The organism is Micromonospora sp. MA102 (assembly GCF_025460765.1).
Lineage (GTDB): Bacteria > Actinomycetota > Actinomycetes > Mycobacteriales > Micromonosporaceae > Micromonospora > Micromonospora halotolerans.
The window spans coordinates 152,650-176,194 of sequence record NZ_JAMWEG010000007.1 but is presented as its reverse complement, the minus strand read 5'-3'; the positions used below and the strand labels follow the sequence as shown (position 1 = coordinate 176,194).

The window sequence follows — 23,545 nt, the reverse complement described above, 5'->3', positions numbered from 1 at the left end:
CGCCCGGAGCCCGGGAAACGGCCGCGTCGGGCCCCCGCCAGCAGGCCCGGCGAGCCGGACAGCGCCACGCCGGGGCTCTCCGGCCGGGTGGTAACTTCGCCCCGCGGAAGCGCCCGGACGGGCGGCGGGTCTGGGGAAGGAACGTGACGGTGGCGGACTGGCTGGCGGCCCTGGACCGCCGCGCCGAGCTGCGGGCCAAGGCGGGGCTCACCCGCACCCTGCGCCCGCGCGCCGCCGCCGACGCCGTGGTCGACCTGGCCGGCAACGACTACCTCGGCCTGGCCACCCACCCGGAGGTCACGGCCGCCGCCGGGCGGGCGCTGTCGGCGTACGGGCTGGGCGCCACCGGGTCGCGGCTGGTGCGCGGCTCGACGGACCTGCACCACGCCCTCGAGGACGACCTGGCCGGCTGGCTCGGCGTCGACCGGGCGCTGGTCTTCTCCTCCGGCTACCTGGCCAACCTCGCCGCCGTCCGAGGCCTGGTGCAGCCCCGCACGCTGCTCGTCTCCGACGCCCACAACCACGCCTCGCTGATCGACGGCTGCCGGATCTCCGGCGCCGAGACGATCGTCACCCCGCACGCCGACGTCGAGGCGGTGGCCGCCGCGCTGGCCGCCGCTCCGGGCCGCCCGGCGGTGGTGGTGACCGAGTCGGTGTTCTCCGTCGACGGCGACCTCGCCCCGCTGGCCGCGCTGCACGCCGTGGCCCGCCGGCACGGCGCGCTGCTGCTGGTCGACGACGCGCACGCGCTCGGCGTCACCGGGCCGGCCGGGGCCGGCGGGGTGGCCGCGGCGGGGCTGGCCGGCGAGCCGGACGTGGTGGTGACGGCCACCCTGTCCAAGGCGCTCGGCGGCGCCGGCGGGGTGGTGGCCGGGCCGGCCGAGTTCGTCCGGCACCTGGTGGAGACCGGTCGCACCTTCATCTTCGACACCGCGCCGCCGCCCGCCGTGGTGGCCGGGGTACGCGCCGCGGTGCGGCTGGCCCGCTCCGGCGACGGCCTGCGCGCCGAGCTGGCCGAGCGGGCCGCCCTCGCGGTGCGCCGGCTGGGCGGGGCGGGCCTGGACGTTTCCGCGCCCGACGGGGCGGTGGTCTCGGTGACCGCCCCCGGCCCGGAGGCGGCGACCGCCTGGGCGGCCGACTGCCGGGACCGGGGCGTCGCGGTGGGCTGCTTCCGGCCGCCGTCCACCCCGGACAGCCGGTCCCGGCTCCGGCTGACCATCAGCGCGGGGGTCGACCGGGCCGACTTCGAACGGGCGCTGGACGTGATCGTGGAGTGTGCACCATGACGAACGGCAACGGCTGGACCGGGCCGGTGCTGGTGACCGGCACGGACACCGAGGTGGGCAAGACCGTGGTGACCGCGGCGATCGCCGCCGCCGCGCAGGCCGCCGGGCTGCGGGTCGCGGTGGTCAAGCCCGGCCAGACGGGTACGGCCACCGGCGAGCCCGGCGACGTCGACTCGGTGACCCGGCTGGCCGCCCCGCTCACCGGCCGCACCCTGGCCAGCTACCCGGACCCGCTGGCCCCGCTCGCCGCGGCCCGGGTCGCCGAGCTGGAGCCGCTGGAGCTCTACGCCGCGGTCGACGCCATCCGCGAGGAGACCGACAAGCACGACCTGGTGCTCGTCGAGGGGGCCGGCGGGCTGCTCGTACCCATGGGGCTGCGCCCGTCGGGCGAGCCCTGGACGGTGGCCGACCTGGCGGTGTCGCTGGGCGCCCCGGCCGTGGTGGTGGTCCGCGCCGGGTTGGGCACCCTCAACCACACGGCGCTCACCCTGGAGGCGCTGGAACGGCGGGCCGTCCCGGCCGGCGTGGTGATCGGCGCCTGGCCGGGCGAACCGGAGCTGGTGCACTGGCTCAACCTGTCCGACCTGGTGCCGAACCTGCTGGGCGCGGTGCCGATGGGCGCCGGCGGGATGGATCCGGGGGTGTTCCGCCGGTCCGCGCCGGGCTGGCTCACCCCGGCCCTCTACGGCGTGCTCGACGACTGGCGCGCCTGGGCCGAGGAGATCAGCTGAGCACCTGACTTTCGTCGGTGTGCCGTCCGGCCGGCCGTGGGTAGCCTGGCCGCCGTGGAAGCGCCGCGAACCCCGCCGCCCGGCCGGCGCCGGGCCGGTGACCTGCTGCTCTGGGCCGTGCTCGCCGCCCCGGTGGCGTACGCCGGGCTGACCCCGCCCTGGCCACGCCATGCCGCGCCGCTGCTGGCCGCCTCGCTGGCGCTGCTCGGCCTCGCGGTGGCGTTCGGCCGCCGCTGGCCCCTCGCGGCGCTGCTGGCCGTGGTGCTCGGCTCGCTGGTCGACGGCAACTTCGTCTTCGGCATCCCGGTGTTCAGCTACCTGGCCGGCCGGCGCAGCGCCGGCGCCGGCCGGGTGGCCGCCGTCTTCGGCGCCATCGCGGTGGCCGGCACGGCGCTCAACCTCGGGCTGTTCGGCACCAACCCGGGCACCTGGTTCCTGCTCGCCTCGGTGCTGCTGTTCGCCGGGGTCTTCCCCTGGCTGCTCGGGCGGCTGCGCCGGCAGCAGCGGGCGCTCGCCGAGGCCGGGGAGCGGCACGCCGAGGCCGAGGAGCGGGAGCGGTGGGCCGCCGTGGAGCGGGTACGGCTGCGGGAGCGGGCCCGGATCGCGCAGGACATGCACGACTCGCTGGGTCACGACCTGAGCCTCATCGCGCTGCGCGCCGCCGCGCTGGAGCTGGCCGCCGACCTGCCGCCCGCCCACCGGAGCGCGGCCGGGGAGCTGCGGGCCAGCGTGTCCGCCGCCACCGAACGGCTGCACGACATCATCGGTGTGCTGCGGGAGGAGCGGTCCGGGTCGCTGCGGCCGGCCGGTGAGACGGTGGCGGAGCTGGTCGACGGTGCCCGCGACGCCGGAATGGCGGTGGAGTTGCGCGCCGACCCGGACGGCGGGGACCTGCCGCCGCTGGTCGCGCACGCCGTGCACCGGGTGGTCCGCGAGGCGCTGACCAACGCCGCCCGCTACGCCCCGGGCGCCCCGCTGATCGTCACCGTCGACCGGGCCGGCGGGGAGGTGGCGGTGTCGGTCGTCAACGGGCGGCCGCCGGCCGGACCATTGCCGGGGCCGGCGTCGCACGGCTCGGGGCTGCTCGCCCTGCGGGAGCGGGTCCGCCTGGCCGGGGGCGTGCTCGACGCCGGCCCCCGGGACGCCGGGTTCGCCGTCACGGCACGCCTGCCGGTCACCACGGAGCCGGCGCCGGCCGGGAACGAGCCGGGCCGGGCGCCGGTCGATCACGAGCCGACCCGGGCGACGGCCGGGAACGAGCCGGTCCGGGCCACGGCCGATCACGAGCCGAGCCGGATGCCTTTCGGGGACGAGCCGGCGGATCACCCGGCCCAGAGCGGGGCATGGTCCGACGGGCCCGAGGACGGCGGCGCGGGCGGTCCCCGGCCCGGCGGGACCGCGGACGGCCGGCCCGGGGAGGCGGCGCGGCGGCTGCGGGAGGCCCGGCGGCGGGCCCGCCGCAGCCTGCTGGTGGCGTTCGGCGCCCCGGCCGGCCTCGCCCTGGTGCTCGCGCTCGTCTACTACCCGCTCGCCACGGCGGGCGCGGTCCTCGACCGGTCCGGCTACGAGCGGCTGCGCCTCGGCGAGGAGCGGGACGCCCTCGGGCTGCCCCGCCGGCAGGCCGACCCGCCGGCCGAGGGCGCGACCGCGGGCTGCGAGTACTACACCGACGGGAACTTCCCGTTCGCGGAGCCGACCTGGCGGCTCTGCTTCACCGACGGCCGGCTGGTCAGCAAGGAGCGGATCGCGCAGTGAGCGACGACCACGGGCGCCCCCTGCGGGTGGTGCTCGCCGACGACGAGGCGATGGTGCGCGCCGGGGTGCGGGCCATCCTGGCCGCCGACCCGGGCATCGAGGTGGTCGGCGAGGCGGGGGACGGCCACGCGGCCGTGGAACTGGTCCGGGCGCACCGGCCCCGGGTGGCGCTGCTGGACATCCGGATGCCCCGGCAGGACGGACTGGCCGCGGCGGCGGAGATCCGGCGGCTGGTGCCGGAGACCGCCACGGTCATGCTCACCACGTTCGGCGACGACGACCTGATCGCCCGGGCGCTCGGTCACGGTGCGAGCGGATTCCTGCTCAAGTCCGGCGATCCGCGGGAACTGCTCGCCGGCCTGCGGGCGGTGGCCGACGGCGGCGCGTACCTGTCGCCGCGGGTGGCACGCCGGGTCATCGCGCTCAGCGGCGGCCGGCTGGCCCGCGGCCCGTACGCGCGGGACCGGCTGGCCGGGCTCACCGACCGGGAGCGGGAGGTGCTCGCCCTGGTCGGGGCGGGGCTGTCCAACGCCGAGATCGCCCGCCGGCTGCACCTCGTCGAGGGCACCGTGAAGAGCTACCTGACCAGCATCTTCACCCGGCTGGACGTGCGCAACCGGGTGCAGGCGGCGATCCTCGCGTACGAGGCGGGGCTGGTCCCGCCCGCCGGCTGACCAGCCCCGCCCCGCCCCGCTCAGGCGTCGCGGCGGCGCAGCGACCAGCGGCCCAGCGCCAGCGCGGCGACGGCCCAGCCGGCGAGCACCAGCAGCCCGACCGCCGCCGGGTACGGCTCGGTGTCACCGGCGAGGAAGTGGTTGCCGGCCACACCGGGGAACGCGTCGGCGATGCGGGTGAGCACGGTGATGCCCGGCTCCTGGAGCGACAGCGGCACGATCATCAGCAGCGCGAACAGCACGGTCAGGCTGAGCACCGCGCCGCGCAGCGCCGCCGCCAGGCCCAGCGCCAGCACCCCCAGCAGCGCCAGGTACGCGGCCGAGGCGACCACGTCGGCCACGGTGCCGCCCAGCGGGGCCCGGCCCCAGTCGCCGAGCACCGGCCAGGCGACCGCGGCGCCGACCGCGCCGACGAGCAGCCCGGTCAGGAACGTCACGGCGCCGACCACGACCGCCTTGGCCGCCAGCACCCGTCCCCGGGACGGGGTGCAGCGCAGCGTCGTCCGGATGGTGCCGGTGGCGTACTCGCTGGTGATCGCGAAGAGGCCGAGGGCCAGCACGACGTACTGGGTGAGTTCCAGCGCGCCGGTGACGATCTCGCCGACCTCGACGATCCCGGGGTTCACGGTCGGGTCGTCGTCGGTGTTCGCGTTCACCGCGTAGATGGCGAGCTGGCCGGCGGTGGCCGCCATGGTGAGCACGGCGGCCAGCAGCGTCCACCAGGTGGAGCGGACCGACCAGAGCTTGGTCCACTCGGCGGCCACCGCCCCGGTGAACGGGCCGCTGGTCGGGGCGGGCCGGGACGACGGCCGGGTCGGGGTGACGGTGGACAGGGCGGTCATCGGGTCTCGCCTCCGGTCGGGCCGGCCGCGTACTCCACGCTGCCGGCGGTCAGTTCCAGGAACGCCTCCTCCAGGGAGGCGGCCACCGGGGTCAGCTCGTGCAGCCGCACCCTCAGCTCGTACGCGAGGTCACCGACGCGGTCGGCCGTGACGCCGGTGACGGTCAACCCGCCCTCGTCCGGGGTGACCGTCGCACCCTCGGCGGCGAGCCGCGCCCCGAGCGTCGCCAGGCCGGCCGGCTCGGGTCCGCGTACCCGGACCGAGCTGGCCGGGCGGGCGGCGATCAGGTCGGCGAGCGGCGCGTCGGCGACGAGCCGGCCCCGGCCGAGCACCACCACCCGGTCGGCGGTCTGCTGCATCTCGCTCATGAGGTGGCTGGAGATGAGCACGGTCCGCCCCTCGTCGGCGAGGCCACGGGTGAACCGGCGGATCCACCGCACCCCGTCCGGGTCGAGTCCGTTCACCGGCTCGTCGAGCAGCAGCACCGGCGGGTCGCCGAGCAGCGCCCCGGCGATGCCGAGCCGCTGGCCCATGCCCAGCGACAGGGCGCGTCCCGGCTTGTCGGCGGCCCGCTCGTCCAGCCCGACCAGGTCGAGCACCTCGTCGACCCGGCGGGCCGGGATGCCGTTGCTGCGGGCCATCGCCCGCAGGTGCGCCCGCCCGGAGCGGGCCGGGTGCACGCCGGTCGCGTCGAGCAGCGCGCCGACCTCGTGCAGCGGGTAGCGCAACTGCCGGTAGGGCCGGCCGTTAACCAGGGCCTGCCCGGCGGTCGGCCGGTCCAGCCCGAGCACCATCCGCATGGTGGTGGACTTGCCCGCGCCGTTCGGGCCGAGGAAGCCGGTCACCTGCCCCGGTCCTATCTCGACGGTCAGGTCGTCGACCGCGGTGGCCGCGCCGAACCGTTTCGTCAACGCACGAAGTGTGATCATGCGCCGACGGTAGGCAGCGGAGGGGGTGCCGCACCGCCACCGAACGGCACCGGCCCACCCTGACTTTCGTCAGGTTCGGCGGACCACGAACGCGTCGGGCATCCGGAAGGTGAGGTTGTCCGGGCACCACGGCGGCCGGACCACGGTCACCCCGTCGAGCAGCGGCGCCGCCTCGGCCACCACCACGGCCGCCTCCATCCGGGCCAGCTGCGCCCCGACGCACCGGTGCGGGCCGGCCCCGAAGGCCAGGTGCCGGCGGGAGCCCCGCTGCCCGGGCCGGAACTCGCCGGGGGCGGCCACCACGGCCGGGTCCCGGCCGGCCCGGGCCAGCCAGGCCACGATGCTGGTGCCGGCCGGCACGGCGACCTCGCCCAGGGTGGTGTCCACCGCGGCCACCCGCCGCCAGGTGACGATCGGCGGTTCCAGCCGTAGCCCCTCCTCGACCACGTCGGCCACCGCGATCTCGCCCGCGCGGAGGCCGGCCCGCACCGCCGGTTCGCCGGCCAGCCGGTGCAGCAGCAGGGTGAGGAACTGGGAGGTGGTCTCCTGGCCGGCGACCAGCAGGAAGAAGAGGGCGCCGACCACCACGTCGGGGGAGTGGCCGGCGTCGCGCAGTCGGGCGGCCAGCCCGCCTCCGGTGGTGGCGAACGCGCGGAGCACGGTGTGGAACCGGCCCACCTCGGCGGCGAGGGCGAGCTGGCGCGCGGGGTCGAGCGGCGCCCAGAACAGCTCCAGGGCGGCCCGGGCGAAGTCCTTGACCGCGCCCACCGGGGCGTCCGGCAGCTCGACCAGCCGGGCCAGCACCAGCAGCGGCAGGTCGGCGGCGAGTTCCGCGTACAGGTCGACCGGCTCGCCCGCGGCGAGGGCGGCCGCCAGCCGGGTGACCCGCTCCCGCACCAGGCCGGTCAGCCAGGGCCGCTGGGCGGCCACCCGGTCCGGGTGCAGCGCATCGGCGACGATCGCGCGGATCTCCGGGTGGCTGGCCGCCGCGTTGTTCGCGAGCGTCGGGGGCAGCCGGAACCGGTGCCCGGCGAGCACCCGCAGCGCGGCCACCGGGATCGGGGTCACCGCGTCGAGGGCGTTGTCCGGCCGGAACGTCGCCGGGTCGGTGAGCAGCCGCCGGACCAGGGCGTGCCGGGTCACCACGAGGTGCGGCACGCCGACGTGGTCGACCACGGTGGCCGCGTCGGGCCACGGTCCGTCGACGGACTCGCCCCAGCCCCGGAACAGCACGGCGCCACGCTAGCGGGCGGCTCCCGGCGGAGCCGGGTCCAGCTCCCACACGGTGGTGTGCTTCACCCGTACGCTCTCCAGCGCCTCCGGCACCGGCACCTCGTAGGCGGCCAGCTCGTGGAAGCGCTCGCGGGGCAGGAACGCGCGGCCGGGGTCGCCGACCAGCACCCGGGCCCCGGACCGGGCCGCCCGGAGCAGGAAGCGCAGCACCCGCCGGGCCATCGCCTCGCTGTAGAACACGTCGCCGGCCAGCACCACGTCGGCGCCCCCGGCGTCGCCGTCCAGGATGTCCCCGAGTTCGGCGTCGACGCGTACCCCGTTGGCCTCGGCGTTGAGCGCGACGGCCGCGACGGCCCGCTCGTCCACCTCGACGGCCCGGACGGCGGCCGCGCCGCACCGGGCGGCGGCGATGGCCACCAGGCCGGAGCCGGAGGCGAGGTCGAGCACCCGCCGGCCGGCGACCAGGTCGGGGTGGTCGGTGACGTAGCGGGCGAGGGCCTGGCCGCCGGCCCAGGCGAACGCCCAGAACGGTGGCGGTTGGGCGCTGTGGAACTGGCCCTCGGTCAGCTCCCAGAGACCGATCGGCTCGTCGGCCTGGTGCAGCCGCACCTCCGGGACGAAGGCGACCGGGGCGAGCCGGGCGTGCAGCCGGACGAAGGCCGCGGACAGGTCGGACACCGGGTGATTCTGTCGTACGCCCGGAGACGGCCGGCGGGCGATCCCGGGCGTGTCGCCGCGGGTGCGTGACCGGTTCACCACGCTCGGTGAGAAGGGGGCCCGGTGTTGCCGGTCCGTGCGAACACGCCCGTCTACCCGGCCGCTCGTGGCGCTCCTAGCGTTTCGGGGTGGACGCGGCCGACGGGAGGAGACGGTGGTGAGCGGGTGGCGGTACGCGCTGCGGATCGGGGTCGTGCTGGGCTGCCTGGCGGGGGCCGGGTTCGGCGCGGCCGTGCCGGCCGGAGCGGCGGCGGCCTTCTCGACCGAGCTGAGCGGGCTGCCGGACGAGTTCACCGCCGGGGACCGGGCGGAGACGCTGTCCGCCGTGGTGTCCCGCACCGACGGGGGCGGCTGCGTCAAGGTGCGCTGGTCGATGCTGCTGCGGGTGCAGGGCCTGCGGCTGGACCAGGTCAAGGTGGACCGGGTGGAGGACAGCGGCTCCTTTCCGCTGGAGATCCGGACCGAGGGGGACACGGCCCGGCTGACCGACCGTGACCTGGATCCGGGTGTGCTCTGTCCGGGCCGCACCGTCACGGCCCGCTACCGGGTGGCGTTCGCCGAGGACGTGGGCCGGGGGCGGGTGAGCTTCGCCGCCGAGGCGTACGACCCGGGGTTGCGCCTGCTGGCCCGGCGGACCGCCGACCGCCGGGTGGTGGGGGAGGAGGCGACGACCGCCCCGACCGAGGCGACGCCGGAGCCCACGGAGCGCGGTGCCGAGCCGACCGAGCCGGCCACCGACGAGCCGGTGGCCGACGAGCCGTCGAGCGAGGCGGCGGTGGTCGAGCCCCCGCCGCCCGGCGCGGCGGGCCGCCCGGTGTCCACCTCCGGCGGCTTCGGCGTGGTCCAGGTCGCCTTCCTCCTCGGCGGGCTGCTGGTCTTCCTCGGCGCGGGCCTGCTGCTGCGGATGCGGCGCCTGCTGCGCCCCGCCCGCGAGGTGCCCGAGGATCCGGCCGCGGCGTTCGCCCGGCGGCCGGTCCGGGCGCGCTGGTGACGGCACTTTACAAAAATTAGCCTCTTGTAAACCGCCGTGCCGCCTGCCACAGTCTGGGCAGGAGTATCGGATCGGAGGTTGACGATGGGTACCGACACCGTCCCCTGGCGGGACACCCGCAAGCCGCTCTGGCCGCTCGCCCTGCTCGTCCCCGCGCTGCCCTTCCTCGGCTGGTGGCTCTGGCACGCGACCGGCGCCGGCTGGGCCTGGTGGCTCACCCCGGCCGTCGTCTTCGGCGTCATCCCCGTGGTCGACCTGCTCATCGGCGACGACCGGGAGAACCCGCCGGAGGAGCTGGTGCCGGCGCTCCAGGCCGACGGCTACTACCGCTGGCTCACCTACCTCTACCTGCCGGCCCAGTACGCGGCCCTCGTGCTCTGCTGTGCCGTGTGGACCCACGGCGGGCTCTCCTGGGCGGCCGCCGCCGGCCTGGTCGCCACCATCGGGGTGGTCGACGGCATCGCCATCAACACGGCCCACGAGCTGGGTCACAAGCGGGAGGCGGCGGAACGCTGGCTCTCCAAGATCGCCCTGGCGCCCACCGGCTACGGGCACTTCTACGTCGAGCACAACCGGGGTCACCACACCCGGGTCGCCACCCCGGAGGACCCGGCCAGCTCCCGGCTGGGGGAGAGCTTCTGGGCGTTCTGGCCGCGTACCGTCGTCGGCAGCCTGCGCTCGGCCTGGCGCCTGGAGACCAGCCGCTTCCGGCTGCGGGGCCGCAACCCCTGGACGCACCGCAACGACATCCTCAACGCCTGGGCCATGACCGTGCTGCTCTACGCCGTGCTCGCGGTCGCATTCGGCCCCGGGGTGCTGGTCTTCCTCGCGCTCCAGGCGGTGGTCGGCTTCTCGCTGCTGGAGGTGGTCAACTACCTGGAGCACTACGGGCTGGCCCGGCAGCGCACCGCCGCCGGCCGCTACGAGAAGGTCGACCCGCGGCACAGCTGGAACAGCGACCGGACGGTCACCAACGTCTTCCTCTTCCAGCTCCAGCGGCACAGCGACCACCACGCCAACCCGCTGCGCCGCTACCAGACGCTGCGCAGCTTCGACGCCTCCCCGCAGCTGCCGGCCGGCTACGCCACCATGGTGGTCGCCGCGCTGCTGTCGCCGGTCTGGCGGCGGGTCATGGACCACCGGGTGCTCGCCCACTACGGCGGTGACCTGGAGCTGGCCAACGTGCACCCGCCGGCCCGGGACCGGCTGCGGCGGCGCGGTGCCGCCCGCGCCCGGCCCGTTCAGTCGAGTTGAGCCGGCTCCAGGCCCAGCTCCCGCGCCGCGACGAGACGGACCCACTCGGCGATCTGCCGGCGGGTGATCACCCGCTCGTGCACCGCGAGCTGCACGGCGAGGCCGTCCATCACGGCGCTGATCCGCCACGCCGCGCCGGCCGGGTCGGGGCAGTCGAAGGTGCCGTCGGCCACCCCGTCGGCGATGACCCCGGCCAGGTCTCGCCGCCACCGCAGGTCCAGCCGGCGGGACAGCTTCTCCAGCTCGGGCGTGCGCAGCGACTCGGCCCACCCGTCGATCCACATGGACCAGGAGGTCGACCGGCCGGTCGGGGCGTAGAGGCGGAGCATCCGGCGCAGCTTGGCCAGCGGCGGTGCGCTGGAGCGGATCACCGTGTCGAGCCGGTGGAGATCCTGCTCGACGGCGTAGGCGAACGCCTGCGCGAGCAGCCGGTCCTTCGTGGCGAAGTGGTAGAAGACCAGGGCCTGGCTGACCCCGGCGGCCTCGGCCACGTCGGCCGTGCGGGTGTTGGCGAGTCCCCGTTCCGCGATCACCTCACAGGCCGTGCGCAGCAGCGCGTCCAGGCGGATCTCGGCGGCACGTCTCGTCACGCCGTTACCGTAGCCCATCCGAGTGACCACGAGGAGTTACCGAGGCGGCTGGTCGAGCGCACGAGAGTCGGCTTCCGGACAGTGCGTCCGGGGCGACAATCCGCAGGTCTTCGCCCTGCGGCGCCCTTGATCGCCTTCCGCCCAGGCTCCTAGGAAGCTTTGTGCGACGGGAACCCCGTCACCCGGACGCGCCCGGAAACGGGACCCGATTTGGCAACCGTTCCCGGGCTCGGCTAAAGTTCTCATCCGTCACCGGATAACACCGGGGGCACGCGGACGTAGCGCAGCTGGTAGCGCATCACCTTGCCAAGGTGAGGGTCGCGGGTTCGAATCCCGTCGTCCGCTCGGAGCTGCCGCCACGCATGTCGGGGGCAACCTCGGTGGAGTGGCCGAGAGGCGAGGCAACGGCCTGCAAAGCCGTGTACACGGGTTCAAATCCCGTCTCCACCTCGGCAGTTGACGAGGGCGATTGGCGCAGTGGGAGCGCGCTTCCTTGACACGGAAGAGGTCACTGGTTCAAACCCAGTATCGCCCACCAGCGGAAAAGGTCGTGTCGATCAATTCGACACGACCTTTCCTGTTTCTCGGTCACGCCGACGCGCCCAGCAGCGCCTCGGCCACGGCCGTCCGGCGGCTCAGCAGCGACCGCCCCTGCCGGTGCGTCACCACCAGGCCCGCCGCCCGCAACGCGGTGAGATGCTGCGACACCCCGGCCGGGGACAGCCCGGTGCGCCGGGCCAGGTCCGTGGTCGACCGCGGCGCGTCCAGCGCGGCCAGCAGCCGCGCCCGGCCCCGCCCGAGCACCGCGCCCAGCGCGTCCGGCGCCTCCGCCGGGCACTCCCACAGCCCGCCGATCCCCCGCGCCGGGTAGGCCAGCTGCGGGACGTCGCCGGCCGCGATGCTGAGCACCGACGGCCAGACGAACACCGAGGGCACCAGCACCAGCCCGCGGCCGTCCGGCACGTCCGGCGCGTCGCAGTGCCGCTGGCTGATCAGCAGCGCGTCGCCCTCCCAGCGGACCCGTTCGTGCAGGTCGTTGAGGAGCCCCGCCGCGCCGTCCTCGGCCAGCCGGCGGGCCCGGTGGAACACCTCGGCGTCGAGGACCGCCCGGATCCGGGGCCAGTCGCGGGCCACGGCCACCCGCCAGTACGCCGCGATCTCGTCGGCGAGCCGGCGCAGCCCCGCCTCCGGGTCGGCGTACAGGGCGGCCACCGCCGCGGGCCGCGGCCCGGGACAGAGGTCGAGCTGGGCGCGGACCGTGTCCGGCGGGGTGGCGCGGAGCACGGCCAGCTCCTGATCCAGGTCCGGCGTGAGGCCGGCCGGCGGCGGGGTGAGGAAGTCGGGCAGATAACCCGGCGCGGGCGGGACCAGGTGCCCGAGCAGGCCGGTGCCCGGGTCGAGCAGCCCCGCCTCGGCCAGCCGCGGCCGGACCCGGTTGGCCCAGGGCAGGTGGAGCGCGTGCCGGCCCGGGTCGCGGAGCACGCGGACGCCGGCCATCACCTCCCAGAGGCAGGAGAGCGCGAAGCGGACCCGGGCCACGCCACCCGCCGACAGCCCGATCGCGACCACGCCGCCCCCCGTCGTTTCAGCCAGGACTGAAACATTACGACGGCCGGCGCCGCCGCCCGAGACTGGGCGGGTGAACGAACAGCACACCCGAGCCCTGCACCTCCGATCCCTGCACGTCCCCGGCGAGCCGCTGGTCCTGGTCAACGCCTGGGACGCGGCGAGCGCCCGGATCGTCGCCGCGGCCGGTGCCCGCGCCGTGGCCACCACGAGCGCGGGCGTCGCCTGGAGCCGCGGCGTACCCGACGGCGACGCCCTCGGCCGCGAGACCGCCGTCGACGTCGTCCGCCGCGTCGCCGCCGCGGTGCCGCTGCCGGTCACCGCCGACATCGAATCCGGGTACGGCGACAGCGCCGACGAGGTCGCCGACACGGTGACCGCGGTGCTGGCGGCCGGCGCCGTCGGCGTGAACGTCGAGGACGCCCGCCACGACGGCGGCGCGCCACTGCGCCCGGTAGAGGAGCAGTCCGCCCGGCTGGCCGCCGTCCGGTCCGCCGCCGACCGGGCCGGCATCCCGCTGTACGTCAACGCCCGCATCGACACCTTCCTCCGCGGGGCCGGCGGGATCGAGGAGACCGTGGCGCGGGCCGGGGCGTACCTGGCCGCCGGCGCGGACGGGATCTTCGTGCCCGGGGTGGTCGACCCGGACACGGTTGCCGCCCTGGTCGCCGCCATCCCGGCGCCGCTGAACGTGCTGGCCGGGCCGGGCGCCCCGCCGGTGGCGGCGCTGGCGAAGCTCGGGGTGGCCCGGGTCAGCCTCGGCTCGGCGGTCGCCGAGGCCGCGTACGCGGTGGCCCGGCGGGCCGCCGAGGAGGCGTTCACCGCCGGGACGTACGGCGCGCTGGCCGACGCGCTCGACTACGGCACGCTGAACGAGCTGATGCGCTGACCGGGTACGCGGAACGGGGGCGCCCGGCGGCGCCCCCGTCACACCCGATCAGGGACCGATCAGCTCCGGCGGCCCCGGCGGGTCACAGCGGCGGGGCGACGTCCCGGCGCTCCTCGACCCGGCGGTACTCGACCGGCTCGGCCGTGGTGACCACCTCGCGGCGGCGGCGGCCCCACACCAGGGACGTCATGATCAGACCCAGGACGCCGGCCGCCATGAGGATCCAGCCGACGACGTCCAGGTCGACGCCGCCGACGCTGGCGTTCAGCGCGAACGTGAGGATCGCGCCGACCGCGATCAGGAAGATGCTCGTTCCGATACCCACGACAGCCTCCTTCAGGGGATCGTTGTGCTGTCGCAGCAGTCAGTACCCCCGCGACGAGCGGCGCAACCACCAGGCAGTGACGGCGGTCACCCGACCGCCGCCCGGGGCGCGCCGGGGCCCTGCCGCGCGGCGATCTTGCCATCGGGTACAGTTGCAGCCGTCGCCGGCGCGAGCCGGTGACAACGCGGACGTAGCGCAGCTGGTAGCGCATCACCTTGCCAAGGTGAGGGTCGCGGGTTCGAATCCCGTCGTCCGCTCGCGATCCGCCCCCTCGCGGGCCGACCGTCGCCGGTGATCCGGCGGGTGCCCGGGCGATTGGCGCAGTGGGAGCGCGCTTCCTTGACACGGAAGAGGTCACTGGTTCAAACCCAGTATCGCCCACCAGCTGTCCGAACAGCACGAAGGCTCGTCACCGCACGCGGTGGCGGGCCTTTTCCGTTCCGCACCGGGGGTGGGCCGCCGGGGCCTGTCCTGGCAGGGTGGGCGCGTGGCCGAGATCGCCGGGGACTTCGAGATCCATCTGACGGTGGCCGCGGCCGACGCGGACCGGGTCGCCGCCTTCGCCGCGCGGCACCGGCTGGGGTTCGTCGACATCGTGCTGGACCGGGGCCGGCAGCCCGTGCAGCCGATGCTGTCGCTGCGGACCCGGGGGACGGCGGCCGAGGCGCTGGCCGTGGCCGGGCACTGGGGGCGGCGGCTGGCCGCGGAGTCCACAGCGGTCACCCGGGTCAAGGTGGAAGCCGCGCCGTGGAACGCCGGCGTGCCCGAGGACGACGCGGACGCCGCCGAGGCGCCGGAGCGGTACTTCGAGCACCACGTCAAGCTGCTGCTGCCCGACGCGACCGGGCCCCGGCTGGCCGCCGTCGCCGAGGTGGCCGCCCGGCACGGCGCCCGGCTGTCGCACAACGCCCGCCGCCGCCGACCCGACGGGCGACAGGAACGCTTCGTCACGCAGCGCTGCCACCGGGTCGGGCGGTCGCGGGCGGCGGGTCACCTGGATCGGCTCGTCGCCGACCTGCGCGCCGCCCACCACGAGATCGCCTCGGTCGAGGCCGAGTACGTGGTGCACGACAGCTGCCTGCCCCTGGACGACGGCTGGCTCTGATCGGCGCCGGTCAGCCGAGCCGGGTGAGCAGCTCCGGCATCCCGCCCAGCGCGACCGCGAGCCGCTCCCGCCAGCCGGCGCGGGCGCGGTCCGGGCCGGCGGACCAGTCCACCCGCCAGCCGCAGACCGAGTCGGGACGCAGCAGGCCGGGCTCGGGCAGCCGGTGCCGCAGCTCCGCCGCCAACCGGCCGGCCAGCCGCCCGTCGTCCCGCTCGGCCAGCAGCACCGCGTCCACCAGGTCCTTGCCCCGGCCCGCGCCGTCGGCGTGCAGGTCGGTGCAGAGCCACTGGAGCTTCCACAGCAGCGACAGCCGGGGCGAGGCCGCCCACACCGCCGACGGCGGGCCGCCGTCCTGTCGGGGCACCGCCGCCGCGCAGGGCGGGTCCGGCAGCGGCTCGTCGTAGGCGAAGTCGAGCTGGACGGAGCCGGTGCGGCCGTCGGCCGCCCGCCAGGGCAGGTGCAGGCGCGCCCCGTCCACCGCGTCGTAGGCGTATCCCCAGGCGGTGTCCTGGGTGGCCGCGTCGGGCAGCAGGGTGACACCCCCGGCCGCCACCGGGTCGGCGCGGGCCAGGTCGGTGACGAGCCGGTGCGGGCGGGACGTCGGCTCGGCCTCCTCGGGGCGCAGCCAGCGCAATCCCTCCGGCGGCAGCCTCGGCCGCCGCCCGCCGGTGTCGAACTCCTCGAACGTCCACATCTCGTTGCGCGCCGCGCCGTGCACGGCCTCCGCCCAGGTCTGCACCGGGTCGAGGCGGTCGAGGTAGGGGTAGGCCGGCTCGTCGGCGACGACCGCCGAGGGAGTGACCACGAAGTCGAGGTCGCCCGGCTCGCGGGCCTGCCCGGGGGCCCACGCGAGCATCGCCATGCTGCCCCGCAGCACCAGCTCGTCCGCGCAGGGGGCGGCGGCGACCAGGGCGAGCACGTGGTCGAGGGCCGCGCGGCGGGCCGGATCCCCGGTCACGCTCCGGCCGCCCGCGCGGCGGCCGGCGCTGCACCGGGACGTCGAACGAGGATCACAGCGGCTCCGAGGGGTACGGGCGGTGGTGGCCATCGTGCCATCGACCGCCGACATCGGGCGGATCGTGCCGCCGGTCGCCGCCGCCCGCGGTCCGCCGGGACGCCGGCCACTGGCCACATCGGTCGCCCCGCCACACGGAGGAACTGGTACGGATCCGCCCAACGGGTTATGGAACCGCTGGCCCGCAGCGTGACAGGGTGGTGGCCCGTGGAGCTGGGAGGCGATCGTATGCGGTCAGTCAGGCAGGGACGGTGGCGGCGCACAGCCGCCCGGCTGGGCGTGGCCGCCCTGTTCGTGGCCACCGGGGTGGCGCTGGGCGCCTCGCCCGCGCAGGCGACCGCCACCCGGACCGTCGCGTTCTGGAGCATGGACGAACCCGCCGGGGCGACCGTGCTCAAGGACAGCAGCGGCAACGGCCGCAACGGCACCATCGGCGCGGAGGTCGTCACCGGGGCCCTCTACGCCGGCGCGACCGGGCATCGGTTCGCCACCCACCTGCCCCCCGACCAGGAGTACGTCCCGGACCACGTGAGCCTGGTGCCGCACAGCACCGACTTCAACCCCGACGCCGGGGACTTCTCGTTCACCATCCGCTACCGGACCACCCGCTCCTTCGGCAACATTCTCCAGAAGGGACAGGGCTCGACCGCCGGCGGCTACTGGAAGTTCGAGGCCCCGGCCGGCACGCCGAAGTGCCTGTTCCGCGGCGGCGACGGCGCCTCCCGGACCGGCTACACCAACGTGTCCATCGCCGACGGCCAGTGGCACACCGTCACCTGCAACCGCACCTCCACCTATGTCGAGATGTACGTCGACGGGGTGCGGACCAGCCGGCTGACCGGGCCGACCGGCACCATCGCGAACAACTGGCAGCTCTCCATCGGCGGCAAGAGCGCGTGCGACGGCGTGAAGGTCACCTGCGACTACTTCGCCGGTGACATCGACTACGTGAAGATCCTCAAGGGCTCGGGCGGCACCGCCAACCAGCCGCCGGTGGCGCGGCTCGTCCCGAACTGCTCCGGGCTGGTCTGCACCTTCTCCGCCGCCGGCTCCACCGACGCCGACGGCGCGATCCAGGACCACCGCTGGGCCTTCGGCGACGGGGCCACCACCGACACGGTCTCCGTCCCGACCACCTCGCACACGTACGCGGCGGCCGGCACCTACCCGGTCACCCTCACGGTCACCGACGACCGGGGCGCCACCGGCACGGCGACCGTCGACGTCACCGTCGCGCCGGTGCCCGAGCGGATCGCCTTCGTCGGCCAGGCCACCGCGAACACCAACTGGACCAGCCACACGGTGACCGTGCCGCCGACCGTCCAGCCGGGCGACACCCTGCTGCTCCTGCTCAGCCAGAACACCCACACCGGCACCGGCGAGCCCACCGGCGTCACCGGCTGGACCCGCCTCGACCGGCTCGACGGAGGCTTCGCCACCACCACCGCCTGGTGGAAGGTCGCCGCCGCCGGGGACGCCGGAACGGCGGTACGCGTCGCCCTCGACAGCCAGGCCAAGGGCAACCTGGTGGTCGCCGCGTACCGGGGCGCCGCCCCGAGCGCGCCGGTCTTCGCCCGGGCCACCGACCCGGCCAGCACCGCCACCCGCATCACCCCGTACGCACCGGTGACCGCCGAGCAGAGCTGGGCCGTGTCGTACTGGCTGCACGGCGACGGGGCGTCCACGGCGCTGACCCCGCCGGCCGGCGTGGAGGTGCGCAGCAACAGCTCCCAGACCGGCGGCGGACGGGTGACCGGCCTCCTCGCCGACTCGGGCAGCAGCGTGCCGGCCGGCACCTACGGCGGCCTGGCCGCGGTGGGCGCGGCGGCCAGCACGACGACCACGACCTGGACGTTCGTCCTGCGCCCGGCCTGACCCGGATACGCCGCTGGCCGGCACCCCGTGTTCGGGGGTGCCGGCCAGCGTTCGTTTGCTGGGTGTCAGCTGTTCCAGTGCTGGTGGACGATGTCGGTGGCCTGCTGCTCCCACTGGGCGTAGGCGTCCGGGTAGGCCGACACCTGCACGGTCTGCGCGGCCTCGGTCAGCGGCATGGTCTCCCAGCCGTCGACCTGCTTGAGGCCCTTCTCGAACGCCAGGGTCGCGTACTCGGGGTTGGTGATCTGCTCCGGCGTACCCCAACCACTGGACGGGCGCTGCTGGAACAGGCCCAGCGAGTCATGGTCGTTCTGGTCACCCAGGTGGCCCAGGTTCTCCAGCTTCGACTCCTGCAGGCTCGTGGCGATGGAGATGACCGCGGCCCGCTCGGGCAGGCCGGCCTTCTTCGTCGCCGCGATGATCGCCTTCGCGTTCGCGGTCTGCTCGTCGTTCAGGTCAATCTTCGACTGGGCGCCCTGCACGGTCGCCACCGCGGCCGGCTTGCCCTCGACGGGACGGGCGTCGGCGTGAGCGGCGACGGGACCGGCGAAGACGCCACCGGTGAAGGCCAGACCAGCAATACCCAGCACGCTCTTATGCAGCATCGTGTTCATCAGGGGTAGCTCCATTCGGGGGTTGGCGCACACGCACCGACGGGGGCCGGCAAAGGGGGTGTGCGCAAGCACCGTCAGGCGCTCAAGAAAGTCTTGGGGGGATCATCCAGGCGGACGGGGCGGGGGCCTCTTCGTCGCGCCGGGACCATGTACAACGACCGGCCGGCCACCATCATTCCCGGCGGCTGGGCACTGCCTCGACGGGCGGGTAGGTGGGCCGGTCACCCCGCCAGGCGGGGCGTGGTCCTCGGTCGTTCACCGGGTATAACGACCCCCACCCACCGGCCATTCCGCCGCCGGGATGCCGCCGGTCACCCCGCGAACCGGACACCACGCCCATGCCGGAACGGTCGGTGGAACGTCATGGGTGCATCCCGGCTCCGGAGACACCCATAGCGTTCCACTCACGGCGCCAGCCAGGCGCCGCAACCGGACATTCAGCCCAGATCCGCCGCAGGTCAGGGGGCAGGCGGGCGCGCTTCTGCCCTGGGCAGATCCGCTCACCGTGAACAGCGTTCACCGGAGCGGATGTCAGGCGGCAGGGTGGGACGCATGAGACTTCTGATGCTCGGTGGTACCGGATTCGTCGGCGGGGCCGTGGTGTCCGAGGCGGTCCGCCGCGGCTGGTCGGTGACGGTGTTCAACCGGGGGCTGCACGGCGACGTGCCGGAGGGCGTACACCGGTTGCGGGGTGACCGCACCGCGCCGGGCGGGCTGGCGGCCCTCGCGGGCGGCGAGTGGGACCTGGTGGTGGACACCTGGGACGGCGCGCCCCGGGCGGTCCGGGACGCGGCGCGCGCCCTCACCGGGGCCGTGCCGCACTACGTCTACGTCTCCAGCGGCTCGGTCTACGCGCCGCCGGTCGGGCTGGGCACGGGCGAGGACGCGCCGGTCGTCGCGGCCGAGGCGGACGCGGGCGACGGGGACTACCCGCAGAACAAGGCGGGCGGTGAGCGGGCCGCCGTGGAGGTGTTCGGCGACCGGGCGCTGCTGGTGCGGGCCGGGCTGATCCTCGGGCCGGGCGAGGACATCGGGCGGCTGCCCTGGTGGCTGCACCGGGTCGCCCGGGGCGGGGAGGTGCTCGCGCCCGGCCCGCGTGACCTGCCGGTGCAGTACGTCGACGCACGGGACCTGGCGATCTGGCTGCTGGACCGGGGGGTCGAGGGCGCCGGTGGGGCGTACAACGTGGTCAGTCGGACCGGGCACACGACGATGGGCGAGCTGCTCGACGCGGCCGTGGCGGTGACCGGCGCGGACGCGACGCTGCGCTGGACGGAGCCGGACGCGCTCCTCGCGGCCGGCGTCGAGCCGTGGAACGACCTGCCGATCTGGGTCCCGCTCGGGCACGAGTACCGCTGGTTGCAGGAGCGGGACGTCGAGCGCGCCCACGCGGCGGGCCTGGCCTGCCGGCCGGCGGCCGAGACGGTCGCGGACACCTGGCGCTGGCTGCGCGAAGTCGGCCGGGTGCCGGCCCGGGCGGGACGCCCCGCGCGGGCGCCGGTCGGCCTGGCCCCCGAGCGGGAGGCCGCCCTCCTGGCCGCCCTGCCGGCCTGACCGCCGGCGCGACCGCCGGCCGTCAGTGCACCACCGGCAGGTCGAGCACCTCGTCGACGGAACGGCGCGGGGTGGTGCGGCCGGGCTGGCCGAACCCGATCCGCATCACCATCTGCGGGGTGCCGAACCGGCCCAGGGACAGCCGCAGGGCCTCCCGCGCCCCGGGCACCTCGATCGGCTGGGAGAGCAGCGACACGGCCAGCCCGGCGTCGGTGGCGGTGAGCAGCACCCGTTGCAGGGCCTGCCCGGCGACGACCTGGTCGGTGGCGGTGTTACCGGTCGAGCCGAGCACGGCGACCAGCGGTTCGGGTTCGAAGTCGCGGCCGGGGGCGCGGTCGCGGCCGCCGAAGCCGCGCTGCGGCAGCAGGTCCTGCGGTTCGCTCTGCGGCCCGCCGGCGGCGGTCGGCACGCCGTCGGGGGACGGCTCGGAGCGGATCCAGCGGGTGCGCTCGGTGACGTACGCGGGGTCGCGCTCCAGCACCCGGTGGGCGCTGCGGGCGATCTCGGCGAAGGCGTTGACCGCGGTGGTGCCGATGACCAGCTCCAGCCAGCACTGCTCGGCGCGCGCGGCCTCGCCGAGACGCCAGCGCGCGTCGGCGGGCACCGGGTCGGGCCAGAAGGGCGCCCGGTTGCTGAACCGGCGGGCGATGGCGCCGTGCAGGCCCTGCTCGGTCGGGGTGGGGCGGCGCGGCACGTCGGGGACGAGCCGGGCCACCACGTCCGGGTCACCGGGGTACGGGCGGAGCCGGACCGTGGCGGGCGTGCCCGCCACGGCGAGGGCCAGCCGCAGGTTGAACAGGGCGGCCCCGCAGGCGATGCGGGCGCCCCACCCGCTCGGGTCGGTGGCCGGCAGCCGGCGCAGCGGGTCGACGGCGAGTTCGATCCCGCCGTCGACGAGCCGGAACCGCCACGGCTGGGTGTTGTGCAGCGACGGCGCGCGTACCGCGTCCGAGGCGGCGGCCCGCAGCTGGTCGACGGTGTAGCCCGTGGTCATGGCGTTGCTCCCTCCGTGCGGGCCGCCCGGCCGGCCGGTCCACCCCCACGGTCCGTCAGCGGGCGGGGCGGTGAGCAGGGCCGGAGGTCCCCACCTGGGCGGGTCCGTCTGCCCGCCGCCGGCGCGTGACGGTCGGGACCTTCGGCCCGTGCGGGACCTCGGGGCGGGAGGGTAGAAAGGACGGATGATCCGGGTGTTCCTGCTCGACGACCACGAGGTCGTCCGTCGTGGCTTGGCCGACCTGCTGCAGAGCAGCGGCGACATCGAGGTGGTCGGCGAGTCCGGCTCCGCGCAGGAGGCGTCGCGCCGTATCCCGGCGCTCCGCCCCGACGTGGCGATCCTCGACGCGCGGCTGCCCGACGGCAACGGCATCGACGTGTGCCGGGACATCCGTGCCGTGGACTCGTCGATCAAGGGGTTGATCCTCACCTCGTACGAGGACGACGAGGCGCTCTTCGCGGCGATCATGGCCGGCGCCGCCGGCTACGTGCTCAAGCAGATCCGCGGCACCGACCTGGTGGACGCGGTCCGGCGGGTGGCGGCCGGGCAGTCCCTGCTCGACCCGGCGATCACCACCCGGGTGCTGGAGCGGATCCGCAGCGGCGTCGAGCAGCCGCGCGAGCTGAAGTCCCTGACCGAGCAGGAACGGCGGATCCTGGAGTACGTGGCGGAGGGGCTCACCAACCGGGAGATCGCCGGCAAGATGTTCCTCGCCGAGAAGACGGTGAAGAACTACGTCTCCAGCGTGCTGGCCAAGCTCGGCCTGGAACGGCGTACGCAGGCCGCGGTGCTGGCCACCCGGCTGCTCGGCAAGAGCCACTGAGGCGGGGGCCGACCGGGCCCGCTCAGTCGCGCAGCGGGACGCTCCAGCGCAGCTCGGTGCCGTGCGGCGTGACCCGGCCGAGCTGGAAGTCGCCGCCCAGCCGTTCGGCCCGCTCGCGCAGGTTCACCAGGCCGCTGCGGGCCTGCTCCGGGTCGCAGCCCACCCCGTCGTCGGTGACCGTGACGCTCACCGAGCCGCCGTCGACCCGCACCAGCACCGACACCCGGTCGGCGTGCGCGTGGCGCACCGCGTTGGACAGCGCCTCGCGGAGCACGGCGGTGAGTTCGGGGCGGAGCTGATCGGGGACGGCGCTGTCGATCGGGCCGACCAGCTCCAGGTCGGGCCGGTGACCCAGCGACTCGGCGGCCACCTCGATCGCCTCGCGGATCTCCGTGCGCAGCGCGGCGCTCATCGGCGTGCGCAGCTCGAAGATGGTGCGGCGGATGTCGCGGATGGTGGCGTCCAGGTCGTCGACCGCCTGGTTGATCCGCTTGGCCACCTCGGGGCGGGCGTTCATGGCCCCGCTCTGCAACTGCAGGCCGGTGGCGAACAGCCGCTGGATCACCACGTCGTGCAGGTCGCGGGCGATCCGTTCGCGGTCCTCCAGGACCACGAGCAGCTCCCGTTCCTCCTGGCCCCGGGCCCGTTCCATGGCCAGCGCGGCCTGGCCGGCGAAGCTGCCCAGCAGGGCCACGTCGTCCTCGGCCGCGGGTCCGTGGTCGGGTCCGTGCGCGATGACCAGCACGCCGTGCAGGGTGTCCGCCGCGGCGAGGGGGGAGACCACCGCCGGCCCGGCGACGACCGGGTGTGCCCAGGGGGCCGCCTCGGCGAGGTTCTCCAGCAGCTCGTGGCGGCGTTCGGTGACCGAGCCGACGAAGGTGGTGTCGTCGGCCGGGAGCACCGCGCCGACCAGCTTCCGGGCGACGCCGTCGTCGGCGCCGTCGACCACCTCGACGGTGAACTGGCGCTCGTCCTCGTCGTAGAGCAGCACGAGGGCCAGCTCGGCCCCGGCGACCTCCCGGGCCCGCCGGGCGACCAGGGTCAGCGCGTCGGTGCGGCGTACCTCGCCGAGCAGCACCGAGGTGATCTCGGCGGTCGCGGCGAGCCAGCGTTCCCGCCGGTGGGCCAGGGCGTAGAGCCGGGCGTTCTCGATGGCCACGCCGGCCGCCGCGGCGAGCGCGACCACGATCTCCTCGTCGTCCTCGGTGAACTCGGCGGCGCCCTGCTTCTCGGCGAGGTAGAGGTTGCCGAAGACGTGGTCGCGGATGCGCACCGGAACGCCCAGGAAGCTGTGCATCGGCGGGTGGTTCGGCGGGAAGCCGTAGGACTGCGGGTGGCGGGTGATGTCCGGCATCCGCAGCGGGCGGGGGTCGTCGATGAGCAGGCCGAGCACGCCCCGCCCGTGCGGCAGGTCACCGATCTCGGCGTGCAGCTCGGCGCTGATGCCGTGGACGATGAAGTCGTGCAGCAGCCGGTCGGCGCCGATCACGCCGAGCGCGCCGTAGCGGGCGCCGACCAGCTCGCAGGCCGACGCCACGATCCGCTGGAGGGTGCTGCGCAGGTCGAGGTCGGAACCGATGCCGACCACCGCGTCGAGCAGGGCGCGGAGCCGTTCCCGGTTGGTGACCACCTCGCCGACCCGGTCCAGCATCTCCTGGAGCAGCTCGTCGAGCCGCACCCGCGACAGCGGGGTCAGCCCCAGCGACGGGGTGCCGTGCTCGTTGCGGGGGTTCGGTGCGCTGGCCACCGGGCGATGCTATCGCCCGGTGGCCGCCGGGCCGAG

Annotated in this window: 22 protein-coding genes and 5 tRNA genes; 16 read left to right on the top strand and 11 right to left on the bottom strand. The window is 75.7% G+C overall.

Going from position 1 to position 23,545, the window contains the following annotated elements; all coding sequences use genetic code 11:
• The first annotated feature begins 149 nt into the window (after nucleotides 1-149).
• From NFX44_RS16455 to NFX44_RS16440, 4 genes are read left to right on the top strand one after another with little or no spacing between them, the layout of a single operon-like run.
• Nucleotides 150-1,286 (top strand): 8-amino-7-oxononanoate synthase, encoded by a 1,137-nt coding sequence (locus NFX44_RS16455; RefSeq protein WP_262284425.1) that lies wholly within the window; start codon nucleotides 150-152, stop codon nucleotides 1,284-1,286.
• Nucleotides 1,283-2,017: a dethiobiotin synthase gene (gene bioD / locus NFX44_RS16450; RefSeq protein WP_262284424.1), complete on the top strand. Its 735-nt coding sequence runs from the start codon at nucleotides 1,283-1,285 to the stop codon at nucleotides 2,015-2,017. The genes NFX44_RS16455 and bioD overlap by 4 nt, the downstream gene beginning before the upstream one ends.
• Before the next feature lie 54 nt (nucleotides 2,018-2,071).
• Nucleotides 2,072-3,772 carry a sensor histidine kinase gene (locus NFX44_RS16445; protein ID WP_262284423.1) on the top strand — a complete coding sequence of 567 codons (1,701 nt, stop codon included), beginning with the start codon at nucleotides 2,072-2,074 and terminating at the stop codon, nucleotides 3,770-3,772.
• The gene (locus NFX44_RS16440) at nucleotides 3,769-4,446 is read left to right on the top strand and encodes a response regulator transcription factor (protein ID WP_262284422.1); all 678 of its coding nucleotides are present in this window, start codon (nucleotides 3,769-3,771) and stop codon (nucleotides 4,444-4,446) included. The genes NFX44_RS16445 and NFX44_RS16440 overlap by 4 nt, the downstream gene beginning before the upstream one ends.
• A 20-nt stretch (nucleotides 4,447-4,466) precedes the next feature.
• Here NFX44_RS16440 and NFX44_RS16435 read toward each other — a convergent pair whose 3' ends face one another.
• The 4 genes from NFX44_RS16435 to NFX44_RS16420 all read right to left on the bottom strand — a co-directional run bounded on the left by NFX44_RS16435 (nucleotide 4,467) and on the right by NFX44_RS16420 (nucleotide 8,128).
• Nucleotides 4,467-5,288: an ABC transporter permease subunit gene (locus tag NFX44_RS16435; protein ID WP_262284421.1), complete on the bottom strand. Its 822-nt coding sequence runs from the start codon at nucleotides 5,286-5,288 to the stop codon at nucleotides 4,467-4,469.
• The gene (locus NFX44_RS16430) at nucleotides 5,285-6,217 is read right to left on the bottom strand and encodes an ABC transporter ATP-binding protein (RefSeq protein WP_262284420.1); all 933 of its coding nucleotides are present in this window, start codon (nucleotides 6,215-6,217) and stop codon (nucleotides 5,285-5,287) included. Before NFX44_RS16430 ends, NFX44_RS16435 begins: the two co-directional genes overlap by 4 nt.
• 69 nt (nucleotides 6,218-6,286) lie before the next feature.
• Nucleotides 6,287-7,393, bottom strand: a complete 1,107-nt coding sequence (locus NFX44_RS16425; RefSeq protein WP_262284583.1) for a cytochrome P450 — start codon at nucleotides 7,391-7,393, stop codon at nucleotides 6,287-6,289.
• Nucleotides 7,394-7,459: 66 nt separating this feature from the next.
• Nucleotides 7,460-8,128 carry a methyltransferase gene (locus NFX44_RS16420; RefSeq protein ID WP_262284419.1) on the bottom strand — a complete coding sequence of 223 codons (669 nt, stop codon included), beginning with the start codon at nucleotides 8,126-8,128 and terminating at the stop codon, nucleotides 7,460-7,462.
• 196 nt (nucleotides 8,129-8,324) lie between these two features.
• Between NFX44_RS16420 and NFX44_RS16415 the strand changes: the two genes are divergently transcribed.
• Both NFX44_RS16415 and NFX44_RS16410 read left to right on the top strand, forming a co-directional pair.
• The gene (locus NFX44_RS16415; protein WP_262284418.1) at nucleotides 8,325-9,158 is read left to right on the top strand and encodes a hypothetical protein; all 834 of its coding nucleotides are present in this window, start codon (nucleotides 8,325-8,327) and stop codon (nucleotides 9,156-9,158) included.
• 84 nt (nucleotides 9,159-9,242) lie between these two features.
• A complete protein-coding gene (locus tag NFX44_RS16410; RefSeq protein WP_262284417.1) occupies nucleotides 9,243-10,412 on the top strand; it encodes an alkane 1-monooxygenase in 1,170 nt (389 codons plus the stop codon).
• On the opposite strand, the gene NFX44_RS16405 is transcribed toward NFX44_RS16410, so the two are convergent.
• Nucleotides 10,400-11,002, bottom strand: coding sequence for a TetR/AcrR family transcriptional regulator (locus tag NFX44_RS16405; RefSeq protein ID WP_262284416.1), 603 nt, complete (start codon nucleotides 11,000-11,002; stop codon nucleotides 10,400-10,402). The two genes, NFX44_RS16410 and NFX44_RS16405, sit on opposite strands and share 13 nt — an antisense overlap.
• Nucleotides 11,003-11,274: 272 nt before the next feature.
• On the opposite strand from NFX44_RS16405, the gene NFX44_RS16400 reads away from it, so the two are divergent.
• The 3 genes from NFX44_RS16400 (at nucleotide 11,275) to NFX44_RS16390 (ending at nucleotide 11,540) form a co-directional block, all read left to right on the top strand.
• Nucleotides 11,275-11,347, top strand: a tRNA-Gly gene (locus NFX44_RS16400).
• A 34-nt stretch (nucleotides 11,348-11,381) separates the two neighbouring features.
• Nucleotides 11,382-11,452, top strand: a tRNA-Cys gene (locus tag NFX44_RS16395).
• A 13-nt stretch (nucleotides 11,453-11,465) separates the two neighbouring features.
• Nucleotides 11,466-11,540 (top strand) — tRNA-Val (locus NFX44_RS16390).
• A 50-nt stretch (nucleotides 11,541-11,590) separates the two neighbouring features.
• Here NFX44_RS16390 and NFX44_RS16385 read toward each other — a convergent pair.
• Nucleotides 11,591-12,571 (bottom strand): winged helix-turn-helix domain-containing protein, encoded by a 981-nt coding sequence (locus tag NFX44_RS16385; protein WP_262284415.1) that lies wholly within the window; start codon nucleotides 12,569-12,571, stop codon nucleotides 11,591-11,593.
• A gap of 70 nt (nucleotides 12,572-12,641) precedes the next feature.
• Between NFX44_RS16385 and NFX44_RS16380 the strand changes: the two genes are divergently transcribed.
• Nucleotides 12,642-13,457: an isocitrate lyase/phosphoenolpyruvate mutase family protein gene (locus NFX44_RS16380; RefSeq protein ID WP_262284414.1), complete on the top strand. Its 816-nt coding sequence runs from the start codon at nucleotides 12,642-12,644 to the stop codon at nucleotides 13,455-13,457.
• Nucleotides 13,458-13,539: 82 nt separating this feature from the next.
• Here NFX44_RS16380 and NFX44_RS16375 read toward each other — a convergent pair whose 3' ends face one another.
• Nucleotides 13,540-13,782: a DUF6458 family protein gene (locus tag NFX44_RS16375; RefSeq protein WP_262284413.1), complete on the bottom strand. Its 243-nt coding sequence runs from the start codon at nucleotides 13,780-13,782 to the stop codon at nucleotides 13,540-13,542.
• 184 nt (nucleotides 13,783-13,966) lie between these two features.
• Here NFX44_RS16375 and NFX44_RS16370 point away from each other — a divergent pair.
• The 3 genes from NFX44_RS16370 (at nucleotide 13,967) to NFX44_RS16360 (ending at nucleotide 14,887) form a co-directional block, all read left to right on the top strand.
• Nucleotides 13,967-14,039, top strand: a tRNA-Gly gene (locus NFX44_RS16370).
• A gap of 52 nt (nucleotides 14,040-14,091) precedes the next feature.
• Nucleotides 14,092-14,166: transfer RNA gene (locus NFX44_RS16365), tRNA-Val, on the top strand.
• Between the two features lie 103 nt (nucleotides 14,167-14,269).
• Nucleotides 14,270-14,887: a hypothetical protein gene (locus NFX44_RS16360; protein WP_262284412.1), complete on the top strand. Its 618-nt coding sequence runs from the start codon at nucleotides 14,270-14,272 to the stop codon at nucleotides 14,885-14,887.
• A 10-nt stretch (nucleotides 14,888-14,897) separates the two neighbouring features.
• On the opposite strand, the gene NFX44_RS16355 is transcribed toward NFX44_RS16360, so the two are convergent.
• Nucleotides 14,898-15,845 carry a nucleotidyl transferase AbiEii/AbiGii toxin family protein gene (locus tag NFX44_RS16355; protein WP_262284411.1) on the bottom strand — a complete coding sequence of 316 codons (948 nt, stop codon included), beginning with the start codon at nucleotides 15,843-15,845 and terminating at the stop codon, nucleotides 14,898-14,900.
• A gap of 285 nt (nucleotides 15,846-16,130) precedes the next feature.
• Between NFX44_RS16355 and NFX44_RS16350 the strand changes: the two genes are divergently transcribed.
• Nucleotides 16,131-17,777: a PKD domain-containing protein gene (locus tag NFX44_RS16350; RefSeq protein ID WP_262284410.1), complete on the top strand. Its 1,647-nt coding sequence runs from the start codon at nucleotides 16,131-16,133 to the stop codon at nucleotides 17,775-17,777.
• A gap of 65 nt (nucleotides 17,778-17,842) precedes the next feature.
• Here the strand turns inward: NFX44_RS16350 and NFX44_RS16345 are convergent, their stop codons facing one another.
• Nucleotides 17,843-18,391: a hypothetical protein gene (locus NFX44_RS16345; protein ID WP_262284409.1), complete on the bottom strand. Its 549-nt coding sequence runs from the start codon at nucleotides 18,389-18,391 to the stop codon at nucleotides 17,843-17,845.
• Nucleotides 18,392-18,943: 552 nt separating this feature from the next.
• Between NFX44_RS16345 and NFX44_RS16340 the strand changes: the two genes are divergently transcribed.
• Complete coding sequence (locus tag NFX44_RS16340) at nucleotides 18,944-19,945, top strand: NAD-dependent epimerase/dehydratase family protein (RefSeq protein ID WP_262284408.1); 1,002 nt, start codon at nucleotides 18,944-18,946, stop codon at nucleotides 19,943-19,945.
• A 22-nt stretch (nucleotides 19,946-19,967) separates the two neighbouring features.
• Here the strand turns inward: NFX44_RS16340 and NFX44_RS16335 are convergent, their stop codons facing one another.
• Nucleotides 19,968-20,939 (bottom strand): nitroreductase, encoded by a 972-nt coding sequence (locus NFX44_RS16335; protein ID WP_262284407.1) that lies wholly within the window; start codon nucleotides 20,937-20,939, stop codon nucleotides 19,968-19,970.
• A 184-nt stretch (nucleotides 20,940-21,123) separates the two neighbouring features.
• On the opposite strand from NFX44_RS16335, the gene NFX44_RS16330 reads away from it, so the two are divergent.
• Nucleotides 21,124-21,762: a response regulator transcription factor gene (locus NFX44_RS16330; protein WP_262284406.1), complete on the top strand. Its 639-nt coding sequence runs from the start codon at nucleotides 21,124-21,126 to the stop codon at nucleotides 21,760-21,762.
• A 22-nt stretch (nucleotides 21,763-21,784) separates the two neighbouring features.
• Here NFX44_RS16330 and NFX44_RS16325 read toward each other — a convergent pair whose 3' ends face one another.
• Entirely contained in the window at nucleotides 21,785-23,458 is a 1,674-nt protein-coding gene (locus tag NFX44_RS16325) for a GAF domain-containing sensor histidine kinase (RefSeq protein ID WP_262284582.1), read from the bottom strand.
• Nucleotides 23,459-23,545: the final 87 nt, after the last annotated feature.